15 protein-coding genes and 1 pseudogene are annotated in these 13574 nt (G+C 67.4%); 12 read left to right on the top strand and 4 right to left on the bottom strand.

What is annotated here, in order from left to right; genetic code table 11:
* Nucleotides 1–810: family 1 encapsulin nanocompartment shell protein (locus G3N99_RS22360; protein ID WP_206123499.1), on the bottom strand; the 810-nt coding region annotated here is incomplete at its 3' end.
* A gap of 514 nt (nt 811–1324) precedes the next feature.
* A complete protein-coding gene (locus G3N99_RS22355; RefSeq protein ID WP_206123498.1) occupies nt 1325–2395 on the bottom strand; it encodes a Dyp-type peroxidase in 1071 nt (356 codons plus the stop codon).
* Nucleotides 2396–2763: 368 nt separating this feature from the next.
* Between G3N99_RS22355 and G3N99_RS22350 the strand changes: the two genes are divergently transcribed.
* From G3N99_RS22350 to G3N99_RS22325, 6 genes are all read left to right on the top strand, one after another.
* Nucleotides 2764–3141 (top strand): LysR family transcriptional regulator, encoded by a 378-nt coding sequence (locus G3N99_RS22350; RefSeq protein WP_206123497.1) that lies wholly within the window; start codon nt 2764–2766, stop codon nt 3139–3141.
* Nucleotides 3138–3587 (top strand): phosphate-starvation-inducible PsiE family protein, encoded by a 450-nt coding sequence (locus tag G3N99_RS22345; protein ID WP_206123496.1) that lies wholly within the window; start codon nt 3138–3140, stop codon nt 3585–3587. Before G3N99_RS22350 ends, G3N99_RS22345 begins: the two co-directional genes overlap by 4 nt.
* Before the next feature lie 57 nt (nt 3588–3644).
* Complete coding sequence (locus tag G3N99_RS22340) at nt 3645–3842, top strand: hypothetical protein (protein ID WP_174932809.1); 198 nt, start codon at nt 3645–3647, stop codon at nt 3840–3842.
* 68 nt (nt 3843–3910) lie between these two features.
* Nucleotides 3911–4366 carry a DUF1269 domain-containing protein gene (locus G3N99_RS22335; protein ID WP_011349694.1) on the top strand — a complete coding sequence of 152 codons (456 nt, stop codon included), beginning with the start codon at nt 3911–3913 and terminating at the stop codon, nt 4364–4366.
* Between the two features lie 34 nt (nt 4367–4400).
* Nucleotides 4401–4655, top strand: coding sequence for a hypothetical protein (locus G3N99_RS22330; protein ID WP_206123495.1), 255 nt, complete (start codon nt 4401–4403; stop codon nt 4653–4655).
* 390 nt (nt 4656–5045) lie between these two features.
* Nucleotides 5046–6470, top strand: coding sequence for a PLP-dependent aminotransferase family protein (locus tag G3N99_RS22325; RefSeq protein WP_174932815.1), 1425 nt, complete (start codon nt 5046–5048; stop codon nt 6468–6470).
* 34 nt (nt 6471–6504) lie between these two features.
* Here the strand turns inward: G3N99_RS22325 and G3N99_RS22320 are convergent, their stop codons facing one another.
* A complete protein-coding gene (locus tag G3N99_RS22320; RefSeq protein ID WP_206123494.1) occupies nt 6505–7665 on the bottom strand; it encodes an NAD-dependent formate dehydrogenase in 1161 nt (386 codons plus the stop codon).
* Nucleotides 7666–7904: 239 nt separating this feature from the next.
* Here G3N99_RS22320 and G3N99_RS22315 point away from each other — a divergent pair, with 239 nt between their 5' ends.
* Entirely contained in the window at nt 7905–9437 is a 1533-nt protein-coding gene (locus G3N99_RS22315) for an FAD-dependent oxidoreductase (RefSeq protein WP_206123493.1), read from the top strand.
* A 37-nt stretch (nt 9438–9474) separates the two neighbouring features.
* Nucleotides 9475–9852, top strand: a complete 378-nt coding sequence (locus G3N99_RS22310; protein ID WP_174932821.1) for a DUF5594 family protein — start codon at nt 9475–9477, stop codon at nt 9850–9852.
* A gap of 38 nt (nt 9853–9890) precedes the next feature.
* On the opposite strand, the gene G3N99_RS22305 is transcribed toward G3N99_RS22310, so the two are convergent.
* Nucleotides 9891–10109, bottom strand: a complete 219-nt coding sequence (locus G3N99_RS22305; RefSeq protein ID WP_011349700.1) for a DUF6566 family protein — start codon at nt 10107–10109, stop codon at nt 9891–9893.
* Between the two features lie 146 nt (nt 10110–10255).
* Between G3N99_RS22305 and G3N99_RS22300 the strand changes: the two genes are divergently transcribed.
* The 4 genes and pseudogenes from G3N99_RS22300 to G3N99_RS22285 all read left to right on the top strand — a co-directional run.
* A complete protein-coding gene (locus G3N99_RS22300; protein WP_174984551.1) occupies nt 10256–10894 on the top strand; it encodes an NAAT family transporter in 639 nt (212 codons plus the stop codon).
* 45 nt (nt 10895–10939) lie between these two features.
* Nucleotides 10940–11404 (top strand): DUF1269 domain-containing protein, encoded by a 465-nt coding sequence (locus tag G3N99_RS22295; protein ID WP_206123492.1) that lies wholly within the window; start codon nt 10940–10942, stop codon nt 11402–11404.
* A gap of 458 nt (nt 11405–11862) precedes the next feature.
* A complete protein-coding gene (locus G3N99_RS22290) occupies nt 11863–13230 on the top strand; it encodes a sigma-54 dependent transcriptional regulator (protein WP_174932827.1) in 1368 nt (455 codons plus the stop codon).
* A 38-nt stretch (nt 13231–13268) separates the two neighbouring features.
* Nucleotides 13269–13562 (top strand): annotated as a pseudogene (locus G3N99_RS22285) (hybrid sensor histidine kinase/response regulator); the annotation flags it as partial.
* Between the last annotated feature and the right edge of the window lie 12 nt (nt 13563–13574).

Raw genomic sequence — 13574 nt, 5'->3', positions numbered from 1 at the left:
AGCCGTGTTGGCCTGCGGCGCCACGGCCACCGATGCTTCGCTCGTCAGCATCAGGAACGTGAACGTTTCGCGCAGGTACAGGCGGACGACCTTGTCGGTGTGACTCGTGTAGCCGATCGATACGTCTTCCCCGAGGTGCAGCTCGTAATCGCCGCCGCGCGTGGACAGCACGCAGCCGCCGCTGATCGCCGGCGCCCAGATGATCTCGCCGCTGACGATCCGCTTGATATGGCCGAGGACCGGATAGCCCTGGTCGCGCGCTTCGCTGAGCGCCGTGTACGCATCCGAGCCGAGCACGACCGAGTACGGGCCGTCGACGCCGGCAAGCCGCAGCGCCTCGAGCGCGTCGCTGATCGCGTCGGGATAGGCGCTCACATCCGCCGGCAGCGTGAGCTTGCGGTTCGACGTGCCTTCGCGGATGCCGACGATGCCGGCGGCCTGGTAGCCGTCGAAAATCGCGTCGTCTTCGGCGAACGCGAGCCGCTGCGCGGCGTCCTTCGCCGGTTGCCAGTCGGCGTCGCGCGCGCCGCGCTCGACGCTGTCGATCGCATCGCGGCTCAGCTCGAACGGCACGGTCAGCTCGACGATCGTGCGGACTTCGCGCAGCCGCGCATTCACTTGCTCGCGCGGGGCGGCGACGTCGACGAGATGCCCGGTGCCGACGGCCGACAGCTCGGGGCCTTCGGGGCCGTCGACGTCGACGACGCGGCGGCCGGCCACCGATCGTTTGAACGTGCGTGCCACTTCCTCCTCGATTTGTTCCCAGGCGGAGGACGAGATCGGGGCGAGTTCGCGGTGCAGGTTATTCATGGGTTCTGGTTGCCTCACGTCTGCGAAAACACTTCATGGTGGGCCGATCGGCTGACGGACTGCGCCTGATGCCAGGCAGGCCGATCGCGGGCGAAAATGCATATTAGCAGGCTCTATTGACACCACTGCAGCACAAATCGAAACGACACCCTGCGGTGGCGCAACTGTTCTGCAATTCGCGTGGGGGGCGACGGCGCGCGCGTGGGGCACGGCGCAATGGGATGGCTGCGATACCTGCGGCGTGCCGGTGGTAACGCCGCGCGGGCCGCGTTCGACGCTATGCGGAATCTGTTCCGGTCGACGGGCTATCGCGTGTCGTTCATTCTTGTGAACATTCATCCAGCCGGGATTCCGGAAGCTGGAGCGGGCGGCGTTCAGTAGCCGCGCCCGAGCCCGGATGAACCATAGACGCAGCCTATTGAGGCTTCACAACCAAGTGGAGGTCGTTCATCGCACGACGACGCGTCTCGCCCGGCGCGGGGTTGGCGCGCCGGACTGCCCTCGGCGATTGGCGTTACGACGGCACGCCTTTCAGCGAGCCGATTTTCAGCGAGCCGTCGCGATGCGGCGCGGACGACGCGGGCGCCGGCTCGGCGGCCTCTGCGGCCTCTGCGGCCGGCGCCGAGCGATCGGCGAGCGCCTCGAGCAGGTCGGCGGACGGCACGAAGAACAGCGAGCCGGTGACCGCGCGGCTGTAGTCGAGCAGGCGGTCGTAGTTGCCGGGCGGGCGGCCGACGAACATGTTCTCGAGCATCTGCTCGATCGGCGCCGGCGAGCGCGCGTAGCCGATGAAGTAGGTGCCGAATTCGCCCGCGCCCGGGCGCCCGAACGGCATGTTGTCGCGCAGGATCTTCACTTCCTGGCCGTCCTCGTCGAGCGTGGTCAGCGAGCTGTGCGAGCACGACGGCTTCACGTCCGGCGCGAGCTCGATGTCGGACAATTTGGTGCGGCCGATGATGCGCTCCTGCGTCTCGACCGCGAGCGCGTTCCAGCCGGCCATGTCGTGCAGGTACTTCTGCACGATCACGTAGCTGCCGCCCGTGAATTCCGCGTCTTCGTCGCCGATCACCGTGAAGTCGACCGCCTCGCGGCCTTCCGGGTTCTCGGTGCCGTCGACGAAGCCGATCATCGCGCGCTGGTCGAAATTGCGGAAGCCGTGCACCTCGTCGACGACCGTGACGGCATCGCCGAGCGCGCCGAGCAGCTGCGTCGCGAGTTCGAAGCACAGGTCCATCGCTTCCGCGCGGATGTGCAGCAGGATGTCGCCCGGCGTCGCGACCGCGACGCGCTGCCCGGCGCCGAATTCGCGGAACGGATGCAGCGCGGCGGGGCGCGGGTTGCCGAACAGCGCATCCCACGCGTCGGCGCCGAAGCCGCACACGCAGGTGAGGTTGCCGCCCGGCACGCGCTTGCCGACCGAGCGCACGAGCGCGGCGATGTCGCCGCACCAGGAGCGGATCGTGTCGGCGTGATCGGCGCCGGGATTGATCGTCGCCACGAGGAAGATCGCGCTGCGCGTGATCGTGCTGTGAACGTTCTGGGAGAGCGGGGGAGGTGTCTGCATCGTGGGCTGCCGGTCAGTCATGTCGGGACGGAAGTGCCGTGCCGCGCGAAGGCGAACGGTTGAACTGTGTCATGCGACTGTTCTCTTTGTGTCATGCGGATGAAGGACATTGCGCGGACATCGCGCAACGGGCCGCAGCGGTGGCGGCCGGCCGCACGGCGCGTGACCTGCCCGCACCGCGTAACGTCGTCGAGCAAGCAATCTAGCAGCTTCGGCCAGTCTTTGGAACACGTATCGCCAAACTGTCATGCGAATGCGTCAAACAGGGCCGGATTTTGGGCGGCGCCCGCGCAGCTGTACTCCTGGCGCCTGCAGCGCTGTGCTCTTGAGCGTGCGTGCCGCGTGCAGTAGATTAGGTCCCGCTGCGCCCGCCGACGAGGAGCGTCATCATGAACCTGCTGGAAGCGATGCGTGTGTATGTCGCGGTGGTCGAGCACGGCGGCCTGGCCGGTGCGGCGTCCGAGCTGCAACTCGACGAAACGCAGGTGAGCGAACGGATCGACGGCCTCGAACGGTATCTCGGCTGCCGCCTGCTGCTGTGCCGCGACCACGACGACGTTGCCTGCACCGATGCGGGCGACGCGTTCCACGTGTGCTGCCGCCGGACGCTGTCCGCGGTCGAGCAGGCGACCGGCGCGGCCGGCTCGCATGGGCAGGATCTGCCGGATCTGCCCGACGCGCACGCCACCGTGCATGCCGCCGCGCGCGACGCGACTTTCCCGCCGCCCGGCGCCGTTCAAGCTTCATCACCGCGACTGTCACCTTGAATACGACCACGCTTTCCTGCTCGCCGGCCGAGCGCATTCGCCGCCGCTTCGGCCATTTCCTGCACGCCGCCGAACTGGCCGGGCTGATCGTGATCGGGCTCGCGACCGCGTTCGCGATGGTGCAGGAAGCGTGGAAGGTCGTGCTCGCGGGTGAAGTGTCGCTGACCGACCTGCTGCTGATGTTCCTGTACCTCGAGGTGCTCGCGATGGACGTGCGCTACCTGCGGCTCGGCCGGTTGCCCGTGCGGTTTCCGCTGTTCATTGCGATGACGTCGCTCGCACGCGACCTGATACTGCGCGGTGCAACCGACAGCCCCGAGCGGATGTTGATGACGACCTTCGGGATCGTGCTGCTCGCGGTGGGCGTGCTGATCCTGAGTTTTGGCCAGCACCGCTTCCCGGCCGACGTCGCCGATGTCGAGGACGATGCGCATGCGCGCAGGTAAGGAAGAACGAGCGACAAGCCGCATGCATGGTCGATGTCTCTGCAAGGAGGGTGCCGGATGAACACGCATTCCGTCGAAACGAAACAGGCGATCGAACTGCAGCACGCGGCGTCGGACGCCTACCGGCTGGCGCGCGACACGCGCGATGCCGATCCGGCGCTCGCACGCGCGCCGTCCGTCGCCAGGCTGCAGCGAGAGGCTGCGCACGCGTACGCCGATGCGGCCCGTGCACGCGTGGCGGCCACCGGCATCTGAATCGAACCCCGGCGTGCCGCGTGTGGTGCGGCGGCTGCCACCGACCATCCAACCGAGCGAGGTGTCGCATGACAAAGCAACTGATCGTCGCCGTGTTCGACAGCGTCGACACGGCCCGCCAGGCCGCGAACGATTTCGAGGCGCTGTCGGAGAAGGACGAAGGATTCCACGTCGAGAACGGGGTCGTCGTCGAGAAGGACGCGACCGGAAAGCTGGCGGTACTCCACGCCGAATCGCGGCCGTTCAAGGGTGGCGTGATCGGCGCGATCGCGGGCGGTTTGCTCGGCCTGCTCGCCGGGCCGCTCGGCGTGGTCACCGGCATGGCGGCCGGCGCGGGGGCCGGCATTCTCGCGGAAGCGGCCGGCAATGCGCTGCTCGACGGCACGTTCGTCGAGACGATTGCGGCACGGCTCGTGCCCGGCAGCGTCGCGGTCATCCTGGAAGCGAAGGAGGACACGCCGTTCTCGGTCGACAACGTCGTGACGGGATTCGGCGGCAAGGTGTTCCGCCAGACGCTCGATTGAGCGTGTCGTTGTCGAACCGCAACAGGAGAACCGCATGCGCATCGAACAATCGTACCGGCGCTTCGACATCGCGGCGACGCTGTCGCCGCTGCCCGGCAACGGCAACCGCGCAATCGCGGTCGTCGACGTGACGACCGACGATCCGGCCCGCATCGCCGATCTCGGCACCGGGCAATTCCTGCAGATCCGCAAGTGGGTCGAGTCGAACGACGTTGCGATGCTGACGGTCGTGTTCGACGAATGCAAGGTCGCGATCGATCACTACGCAGACAACGTCGACGACGCTTGAGTGCACGCGGGGCCCGCGCATGACCGGGCTTCGCTTGGCCGCCGCCCGACGGCCATCGGCCAACCGCGCCGACGCGCGCCGGCCCCACGCCCGGTGAATGGTTGCCGCGCGATCGCGCGGGGCCGCGCCGTGGCGTTCGAATCTGTTCACCACGCCGGCCCGATTTCACGTTTCCTCGCCAAACTGTCACTTACATTCGTCGAAATGACGCAGTAGGATGCCGAACCTTGTCTAGATGAGATTCGCATTGCTATCCGCCTTCAATTTCGATAACGGACGAGGTTCGCACCGGGACACCCGCGCCCGGCCACGGCTATCCGGCTTCGTGCAACGGCGCGGCCATGCCGCCCGCGCATCGCACGCCGGTTCACCGCTGGCGGGGCGAGGCGGATGAAGCTCTACGAGAAATTTGCAAACGACATAGAGAGACTCATCCGGCAGGGCGTATATCGACACGGCGATCGTGTGCCTTCGGTGCGGCAGGCGAGCCAGCAGCACCGGATCAGCATCACGACCGTGCTGCACGCGTATCTGCTGCTGGAAAGCCGCGGGCTGCTCGAAAGTCGGCCGCAGTCGGGCTATTTCGTGAACCTGCGGCGCGACGACAGCCATGCGCCGGTGCGCGAATTGCGGCCGTCGAAGCCGATCGCGATCTCGTCGTCGGTCGACGTGAGCCGGCTGGTGCTGTCGACGCTGCGCTCGATCGGTACCGACGACGCGGTGCCGCTCGGCTCGCCGTATCCGGACCCGAGCCTGTTCCCGTTCGAAAAGCTGAACCGCTACGCGTATGCGGCCGGCCGCGACAAGTCGCTGTGGGGCGTGACGGACGGGCTGCCGCCCGGCCATCCGCGGTTGATCCGCCAGATCGCACGCCGCTACCTGGAAAACGGGATGTCGGTCGACCCGAACGAGATCATCGTGACGGTCGGCGCGACGGAGGCGATCAACCTGTGCCTGCAGGCCGTTGCGAAGCCGGGCGACACGATCGCGGTGGAATCGCCGACGTTCTACGCGATGCTGCATGCGATCGAGCGGATGGGGATGAAGGCGATCGAGGTGGCGACGCATCCGGAATACGGGATCGATATCGCCGCGCTGGCCGCGATCGCGAAATCGCAGCCGATCGCCGCGTGCATGGTGATGCCGAACTTCCAGAACCCGCTCGGCTTCCAGATGCCCGATGAGCGCAAGCGCGAGCTGGTCGAGTTCGCCGCGAAAGCCGATCTGCCGCTCATCGAGAATGGCGTGTACAACGAACTGTACTTCGGCAACATGCATCCGAGCACGCTGAAGTCGTTCGACCGACACGACATCGTGCTGCATTGCTCGTCGTTCTCGAAGAGCCTGACGGCTGCGTACCGGATCGGCTGGGCGCTGCCGGGCCGCTATCGCGAGCAGGTCGAGAAGCTGAAATTCCTGAACACGCTCGCGACGCCGTCGCTGCCGCAACTCGCGATCGCGGAGTTTCTCGAACGCGACGGCTACGAGCATCACCTGCGGCGGATTCGCAAGGCCTACGCGCAGCAGGCGAACCTGATGCGGACGATGGTGTCGCGATTCTTCCCGGAAGGCACGCGCATTTCGAGCCCGGCCGGCGGGTACGTGCTGTGGATCGAGCTGCCCGCACAGGTCGACGCGATGCGGCTGTACCAGCTCGCGCTGGAGCAGGGGATCACGATCGGGCCCGGCTACATGTTCTCGATCACGGACAGCTACCGGAATTTCATCCGGCTGAACTACAGCAGCCCGTGGTCGCCGGAGATCGAACAGGCCGTGATCACGGTCGGCAAGCTCGCCGCCTACTGCGTCGACTGAACGGTCCGCCGCGAGTCGCGCGTCGCGCGCGGCGTCACGTCAGCCGGTACGACTGCGCGCCCGTTCCCGCGAGCGTGCCGCCGTCGACGATCAGGTATTCATTGCGAATCGGCTTGCCGTCGAACCAGCATTGCAGGATCTCCAGCGTGCCGGCCGCGTAGCGCGCCTGCGCGGACAGCGACGTGCCGGAGATGTGCGGAGTCATCCCGTTGAACGGCATCGTGCGCCACGGGTGATCGGCCGGCGCCGGCTGAGGAAACCACACGTCGCCGCCGTAGCCCGCGAGATGCCCGGACGTGACCGCATTCACGACCGCGTCGCGGTCGACCAGCTTTGCGCGAGCGGTGTTGACCAGGTACGCGCCGCGTTTCATGCGCGCGATCATCGCCGCGTCGAACAGGTGCTCGGTCGACGGGTACAGCGGGATCTGCAGGTTGACGATATCGACGGCGCTTGCGAGCGACGCGGCATCGGCGTGATACGTGAGCCCGAGTTCCTGCTCGATCGATGCATCGAGCCGGTGACGCTGCGTGTAGTGCAGATGCAGGCCGAACGGCTTCAGCCGGCGCAGCACGGCGAGCCCGATGCGCCCCGCGCCGACCGTGCCGAAATGCATGCCTTCGACGTCGTAGCTGCGCGACACGCAATCGGCGATGTTCCAGCCGCCTTGCTGCGCGATCGCATGCGACGGCAAGTAGTTGCGCACCAGCGCGAGCGTCGTCATCACCACGTGCTCGGCCACGCTGATGCTGTTCGAGCCGGTGACTTCGGCGACGGTGATGTGGGCGCGCGCGGCGGCATCGAGATCGACGTGATCGGAGCCGATGCCGGCCGTCAGCGCGAGCTTCAGCTTCGGTGCACGGGCGATCCGTTCGGCCGTCAGGTACGCGGGCCAGAACGGCTGCGAGATCACCACGTCTGCTTCGGGCAGCCGGCGCTCGAATTCGGAGTCGGGGCCGTCCTTGTCGCTTGTGACGATCAGCGTGTGGCCGTGCGCTTCCATGTAGCCGCGCAAGCCGAGCGCGCCGGATACCGAGCCGACGAGTTCGCCGGGCTGGAAGCCGGGCGGGCCGGCCGGCGTCGGCGCGGTTTGGCCGTCCGCGTAGTGCGTGATGACCGGAATCGCATCGCGTACGTAACGCGGCGGATAGCCGTCCACGGGATCGGGGTAGAGCACGCACAGGACGGTGGCCATCGGGTAGCACTCCGGGTGACGGGGGGAAGGCGCGCGGCATGCGGATTGCGCAGGACGCGCGACGGGTGCGGCAGGCGACGGGTGTGTTGCGCCGCAACGTTGGTGACGTTCTACGCCCGTCATGGATCGCATACAAGCTACAGTGCGTGTTTGCGTGCGCTGCGGGGGCGTCTGTACCTGTTCTTTTCATGAGGGACGCCGATAATGGGATCGTTACCTCACTCTGCGGGAGCGACGTCATGTCCGGAAGCGATTCCTCGTCTTCACGTCCCGATCTCACGCAAGGCATCGCGCTCGACGATCTCGCCGACGGTGCAATGATCGAGGGCCATGTCGGCGATGCAGCGGTGCTGCTGGTACGCCGCGCCGACGAACTGTTTGCCGTGGGCGCACAGTGCCCGCACTACGGCGCGCCATTGGCCGACGGCCTGCTGGAAGGCGACACGATCCGTTGCCCGTGGCATCACGCGGCGTTCTGCCTGCGCACCGGCGAGCTGCTGCGCGCACCGGCACTCGACGGGTTGACGTGCTGGCGCGTCGAACGCCGCGACGGCCGCGCCGTCGTGGTCGATGCTCGGCCGGCCGCCGTGCCGCCTGCGCTGAATGCGGCCGGGCTGCCCGCGTCGGTGGTGATCGTCGGCGGCGGCGCCGCGGCAATTGCGGCCGCGGTGACGCTGCGGCAGGAAGGCTATCCGCATCCCGTCACGCTGCTCACCGCCGATGCCGATCCGCCGTACGACCGGCCGAACCTGTCGAAAGACTATCTCGCCGGCACAGCCGACGCCGACTGGCTGCCGCTGCGCGCGCCGTCGTTCTATGCGGACCATCACATCGACGTGCGGTGCGGCATGCGTGTCGCGCGGATCGATCCCGCGCAGCAGGCGGTCGAACTGGCCGACGGCAGCCGTGTCGGATACGGCGCGCTGCTGCTTGCAACGGGCGCCGAGCCGAACCGGCTGACCGTGCCTGGCGCGGATCTGCCGCACGTGTGCGTGCTGCGCTCGCGCGCCGATTGCGACGCATTGATCGGCAAGCTGAAAACGGCGCGACGCTGCGTCGTGGTCGGCGCGAGCTTCATCGGACTCGAAGCGGCCGCCGCGTTGCGCACGCGCGGGGTCGACGTGCAGGTCGTCGCACCCGATGCGCATCCGATGGCGCGCGTGCTCGGCGAAGCGCTCGGCAGCACGATCCAGGCGCTGCACGAGTCGCACGGCGTGGTGTTCCATCTCGGCGCGACGCCCGCGCAGATCACGCCGGACAGCGTGACGCTGTCGACCGGCGACGTGCTGCCGGCCGATCTCGTGGTGGTCGGCATCGGCGTGCATCCGAACGTGGCGCTCGCGCAGGACGCAGGGCTGGCCGTCGAGCGCGGCGTGACGGTCGACCGTTTCCTTCAGACGAGTGCGCCCGGCATCTACGCGGCCGGCGACATCGCGCGCTGGCCCGATCCGCTGACGGGCGAGCGGATTCGCGTCGAGCACTGGGTCGTCGCCGAGCGGCAGGGCATCGTCGCGGCGCGCAACATGCTCGGGCAGCAGCGGCCGTTCGACGCGGTGCCGTTCTTCTGGAGCCAGCATTACGACCTGACGATCAACTACGTCGGGCATGCGGAGCAATTCGATCGTGTCGAGATCGACGGCGACCTCGGCGCGCACGATTGCACGATCGCGTACTGGCGCGGCAACACGCGGCTCGCGGTCGCGACGGTCGGCCGCGATCTCGACAGCCTGAAGGCGGAAGCGGCATTCGAGCAGCAGATTGCAGCCGCGTGACAGCGGCGTGACGACATGATTCGAACCCGGAGGCGAGATGAATCCCGATGTCCGTGCACGTTTCGAAACCGAGTTTGCGCCGCGCATCGCGGCGCGCGTGCTCGGCCTGTATCAGCCCGGTGAAGTGAGGGTGGAAGTCGTGCCGCACGACGGGCAGGGCAGCCCGACCTGTGTCGACGTGATCGGCCTCACGTCGACGGTCGGATTGCCGAACCGGCTGAACGCGCGGCTCGCGTGGCGTGACGATGCGATCGATGCGCTGCTGGCCGAGCCCGATCGCAGCCGCTTCGACCGCTATCTCGCGGCGCTGCCGGTCACGATCGAACGCTGGCAGATGGAGTTGCCGGTCGATTTCAGCACGCGCACCCAGCGCGATCGCGAGATCCTGATCGGCGACCTGGATTTCGATGCGTGAAACGCGTCGCGCGAAGCCCGTCGATGAGCCGCGCGCCGTTAGCGGTCGCGTGTCTTGATGATCACGCGGCCCTGGTCGATGCCGCCGCGCAGTGCTTCGTCGCACGTGAGCCATTCGGGGGTGACGAGCTCGGGCGCCGGCAGGTCGACCGGTGCGCCGTCGCGGAAGATCCGCACCTGCGCGACCCACGCGCCGTTCGCGTTGCGCGTCGCATCGACGCGAATCTCGTGATCCATGAAGGTGTCGGTGGCTTGCATCGGTCGGGGCCCTCCGTCGTGCGTGAACGCGGTGCGTCGATCGTAGCAGCATGGCGCGCGCCGTGCACCGAAAACGAAGCGGAACCTGCGCATGATTCGAAGTGCGATTCAACGCACGTTTCGACGCGCGGGACGGGAGCGAGCCTGTGGCCTTCGACCTGACCTTTTCCATCAAGGTGTTCGCGGCGCTGTTCGCTATCATGAACCCGATCGCGAACATTCCCGTGTTCCTGTCGCTGACGGAAGGCGCGGCGGACGGCGTGCGCCGCAAGGTCGCGCTGACGGCCGCGATCGGCGTGACGGTCGGCTGCATCGTGTCGGCGGTCGCGGGCGGCGCAATCCTGCACGTGTTCGGCCTGACGATCGACGATTTCCGCCTTGCAGGCGGGCTGCTGGTGCTGCTGATCGCGCTGTCGATGCTGCACGGCGCGCCGAGTCGCCAGCATTCGCCGGGCGACGACGAAGGCGCCGATCCGGCCGCGGCCGAGAGCGTCGCGATCTATCCGCTGACCATCCCGCTGCTCGTCGGCCCCGGCACGATCGCGACGATGATCGTGCTCGGGCACAGCGCACTGTCGACCGGGCAGGAATTCGCGTTCGCGCTCGGGCTCGTCGCGTTTCTCGTGCTGCTGGCCGTTTCGTTGTTGTCGGCGCCGCTGATCGGCCATTACCTGTCGCCGCGCGTGACGGCGGTGACGCAGCGCCTGATGGGGATGATTCTCGCGGCGATCGCGATGCAGATGATCGTCGCGAGCCTGAAGGCCGCGTTCGGGCTGCCGCATTGAGCGCGGCGCATCCTGAACCGGCCGCCTGATTACACGGAGTGGCTGATGAATACGCTGATTGTGTTGTCCTATCCCGACCTCGCGGCCGCCCATCGCGCGCTCGCCGAACTCGATACGTTGCGCGACCGGCACGTCGTCGCGCTGTCGGGTGTGGCGATCGTCGAGTGCGCAACCGATGGACAGTTGCGCGCGCATGCGGTCGACCCCGATCGCACGCCGCCCGGATCGCTGCTCGACAGCGTGGTCGAGCACATCGAATCGTCGCTCGATGCGTGGCGCGAGAAACCGGTGGACGACGCACTGATCGACCGCGTCGCGCGCAAGGCGCGCCCCGGCACCGTGTCACTCGGGCTGGCCGCGACGCAGCTCGACATCTATGCGCTGAGCACGGCGCTCGCACCGTTCGGCGGAGAAGTGATCGACACGACGCTGTCGATCGACGACGAACTGAAACTCGTCGAAGCGATTTCGAAAGCGCGCGACGGTGGCAGTCCGGCAGCGTCCGACTGACTGACGAAGCGCGCAGGGCGTTCGGCGCACGACACGTGAATCGGCAGGGTCTGAATCGAACGCAAGCTGGCGAGCCCGCGCGTATCGTCGCCAATGGATTTCGACATGCGAAAAATCAGGCCGGAAAGTTTGACCGCATCCGTCTGAGAAGTGCGCAAAAGACGGGATCAGGACGACTTCGCGCCGCATGATCCGCTCCAGGCGGTGACGTTCTTACCGATCGCGACGCATTGAATCTGGCAATGCAGGTCGCATGCGCGGATAGATTTATTCGATGATCGGCGAATGCACGACATCGCTCTTCTATACTGACTGGGACTGCTTTTCACGGGAGGACAGCCAGTCCGCACGAACGCATCGATCGTGCCTCATCGTCGTGCGACCGAAGGCCGGACCTCGCTGCAACCCGCCGCGGTCCCGGCAGGCAAGCGCGCCGGGCCGCCTCACAAGGAGCCACGATGCCCTACGTCCTGATCGTCGAAGACGACGCCGATACGCGGACAATGCTCGCGGCGCTCGCGCGCACGCAGCAGTTGTCATGCGATACGGCCGCGACGCTGGAAGAAGCGCGCACGCTCGTCACGACCCATACCCCTGATCTCGTACTGTGCGATCTCGTGCTGCCGGACGGCAACGGGATGGAGCTGTTCGACGTGTTGCCTAAGCGTTCGCACTGCGAAATGGTGCTGACCACCGGCCACGCGAGCCTTGAAACCGCGATCGACGCATTGCGGCGTGGCGCGACCGACTACCTGGTGAAGCCGCTCAACATGCAGCGGCTGAACAGCATCTTCGCGCGCGTGCCGCGCACCACGGCGCTGCACGAGGAAATCGCCGAGCTGCGCGGGGAATTGCAGCGGCTCGGCCGCTTCGGCCGCATGCTCGGCAGTTCGCCCGCGATGCAGGCCGTCTACGACGCGATCGGCCGGGTGGCGCGCACCGAGGCGTCGGTGCTGCTGACGGGCGAATCGGGCACCGGCAAGGAGCTGGCCGCGCAGACGGTGCACGACCTGAGCCTGCGCCGCCGAGGCCCGTTCCTCGCGGTGAATTGCGGTGCGATCGCCGCGAACCTCGTCGAGAGCGAGATGTTCGGCCACGACCGCGGCAGCTTCACGGGCGCGGAGCGCCAGCACAAGGGCTTTTTCGAACGCGCGGACGGCGGCACGCTGCTGCTCGACGAGATCACCGAGATGCCGCTCGAGTCACAGGTCAAGCTGCTGCGCGTGCTCGAGACCGGGCGCCTCACGCGGCTCGGCTCGACGCGCGAGATCGACGTCGACGTGCGCATCGTCGCGGCGACCAACCGCGATCCGGAAGCCGCGATGGCCGACGGCAAGCTGCGGCCCGACCTGTTCCACCGGATCAACGTGTTCCCGATCCCGCTGCCGTCGCTGCGCGAACGCGGCGACGACATCCCGATGCTGGCCGACGCGTTCCTGCAGCAGTTCAACGCCGAAAGCGGCCGGAACCTGCGCTTCGCGCCGGCCGCGCGCGAAGCACTGAAGACTTATGCATGGCCCGGCAACGTGCGCGAGCTGCGCAACTTCGTGCAGCGCGCGAGCATCTTCAGCGACACGGACGTGATCGATTCGCTGCCGCCGCCGATCATGGACGAACTGTCGAATCTCGCCGATTCGCACGAGGATCGCGTGACCGTGCCGTTCGGCACGCCGCTCGAGGAAGTCGACCGCAAGTTGATCCTCGGCACGATCGCGCAATGCGGCGGCGTGAAGGCGCAGGCGGCCGAGGTGCTCGACGTCAGCCTGAAGACGATCTACAACCGGCTCGCTCAGCTCGAAGACGAAGCGGACAAGCCGGAATCCTGATGCCCCGTCGACCGGACCAGCCGCGAGGCGCGCGACCGATATTCGACATGCCGCGGACCCGCGCCGGCAATTTCGTCACGGCCGTGATGCTGGTTGCGATCGCGACCGTGCTGCAGACGCTCGCGATCCGCTTCGGCGGCGTGAACCTGCCGCTCGTCCTGTATTACCCGCTGCTCGCGGGCGCCGCGTGGGCGACGTCGTTCCTGTTCGGGATCGTTTCGACGGTAATCAGCGGCATGCTCGTGTGGACGCTGTTCCTGTCCGATCCGGCGGCCTATTCGGAGCCGCTGCCCGAACGGCTCGTGCGGCTCGGCACCTTCGTGCTGATCGGCGCGCTGGCGTGA

Origin of the sequence: Burkholderia sp. Ac-20392 (genome assembly GCF_017104585.1) — a bacterium.
GTDB classification, from domain to species: Bacteria; Pseudomonadota; Gammaproteobacteria; order Burkholderiales; family Burkholderiaceae; genus Burkholderia; species Burkholderia lata.
Note: the sequence above shows the minus strand (reverse complement) of the source record. Positions and strands in the feature narration are given on the sequence as shown.

Coding starts and splice junctions, on each gene's coding strand:
- G3N99_RS22355 (WP_206123498.1), bottom strand. CDS start 2,395: ATGACTGACCGGCAGCCCACGATGCAGACACCTCCCCCGCTCTCCCAG.
- G3N99_RS22350 (WP_206123497.1), top strand. CDS start 2,764: ATGAACCTGCTGGAAGCGATGCGTGTGTATGTCGCGGTGGTCGAGCAC.
- G3N99_RS22340 (WP_174932809.1), top strand. CDS start 3,645: ATGAACACGCATTCCGTCGAAACGAAACAGGCGATCGAACTGCAGCAC.
- G3N99_RS22335 (WP_011349694.1), top strand. CDS start 3,911: ATGACAAAGCAACTGATCGTCGCCGTGTTCGACAGCGTCGACACGGCC.
- G3N99_RS22330 (WP_206123495.1), top strand. CDS start 4,401: ATGCGCATCGAACAATCGTACCGGCGCTTCGACATCGCGGCGACGCTG.
- G3N99_RS22325 (WP_174932815.1), top strand. CDS start 5,046: ATGAAGCTCTACGAGAAATTTGCAAACGACATAGAGAGACTCATCCGG.
- G3N99_RS22320 (WP_206123494.1), bottom strand. CDS start 7,665: ATGGCCACCGTCCTGTGCGTGCTCTACCCCGATCCCGTGGACGGCTAT.
- G3N99_RS22315 (WP_206123493.1), top strand. CDS start 7,905: ATGTCCGGAAGCGATTCCTCGTCTTCACGTCCCGATCTCACGCAAGGC.
- G3N99_RS22310 (WP_174932821.1), top strand. CDS start 9,475: ATGAATCCCGATGTCCGTGCACGTTTCGAAACCGAGTTTGCGCCGCGC.
- G3N99_RS22305 (WP_011349700.1), bottom strand. CDS start 10,109: ATGCAAGCCACCGACACCTTCATGGATCACGAGATTCGCGTCGATGCG.
- G3N99_RS22295 (WP_206123492.1), top strand. CDS start 10,940: ATGAATACGCTGATTGTGTTGTCCTATCCCGACCTCGCGGCCGCCCAT.
- G3N99_RS22290 (WP_174932827.1), top strand. CDS start 11,863: ATGCCCTACGTCCTGATCGTCGAAGACGACGCCGATACGCGGACAATG.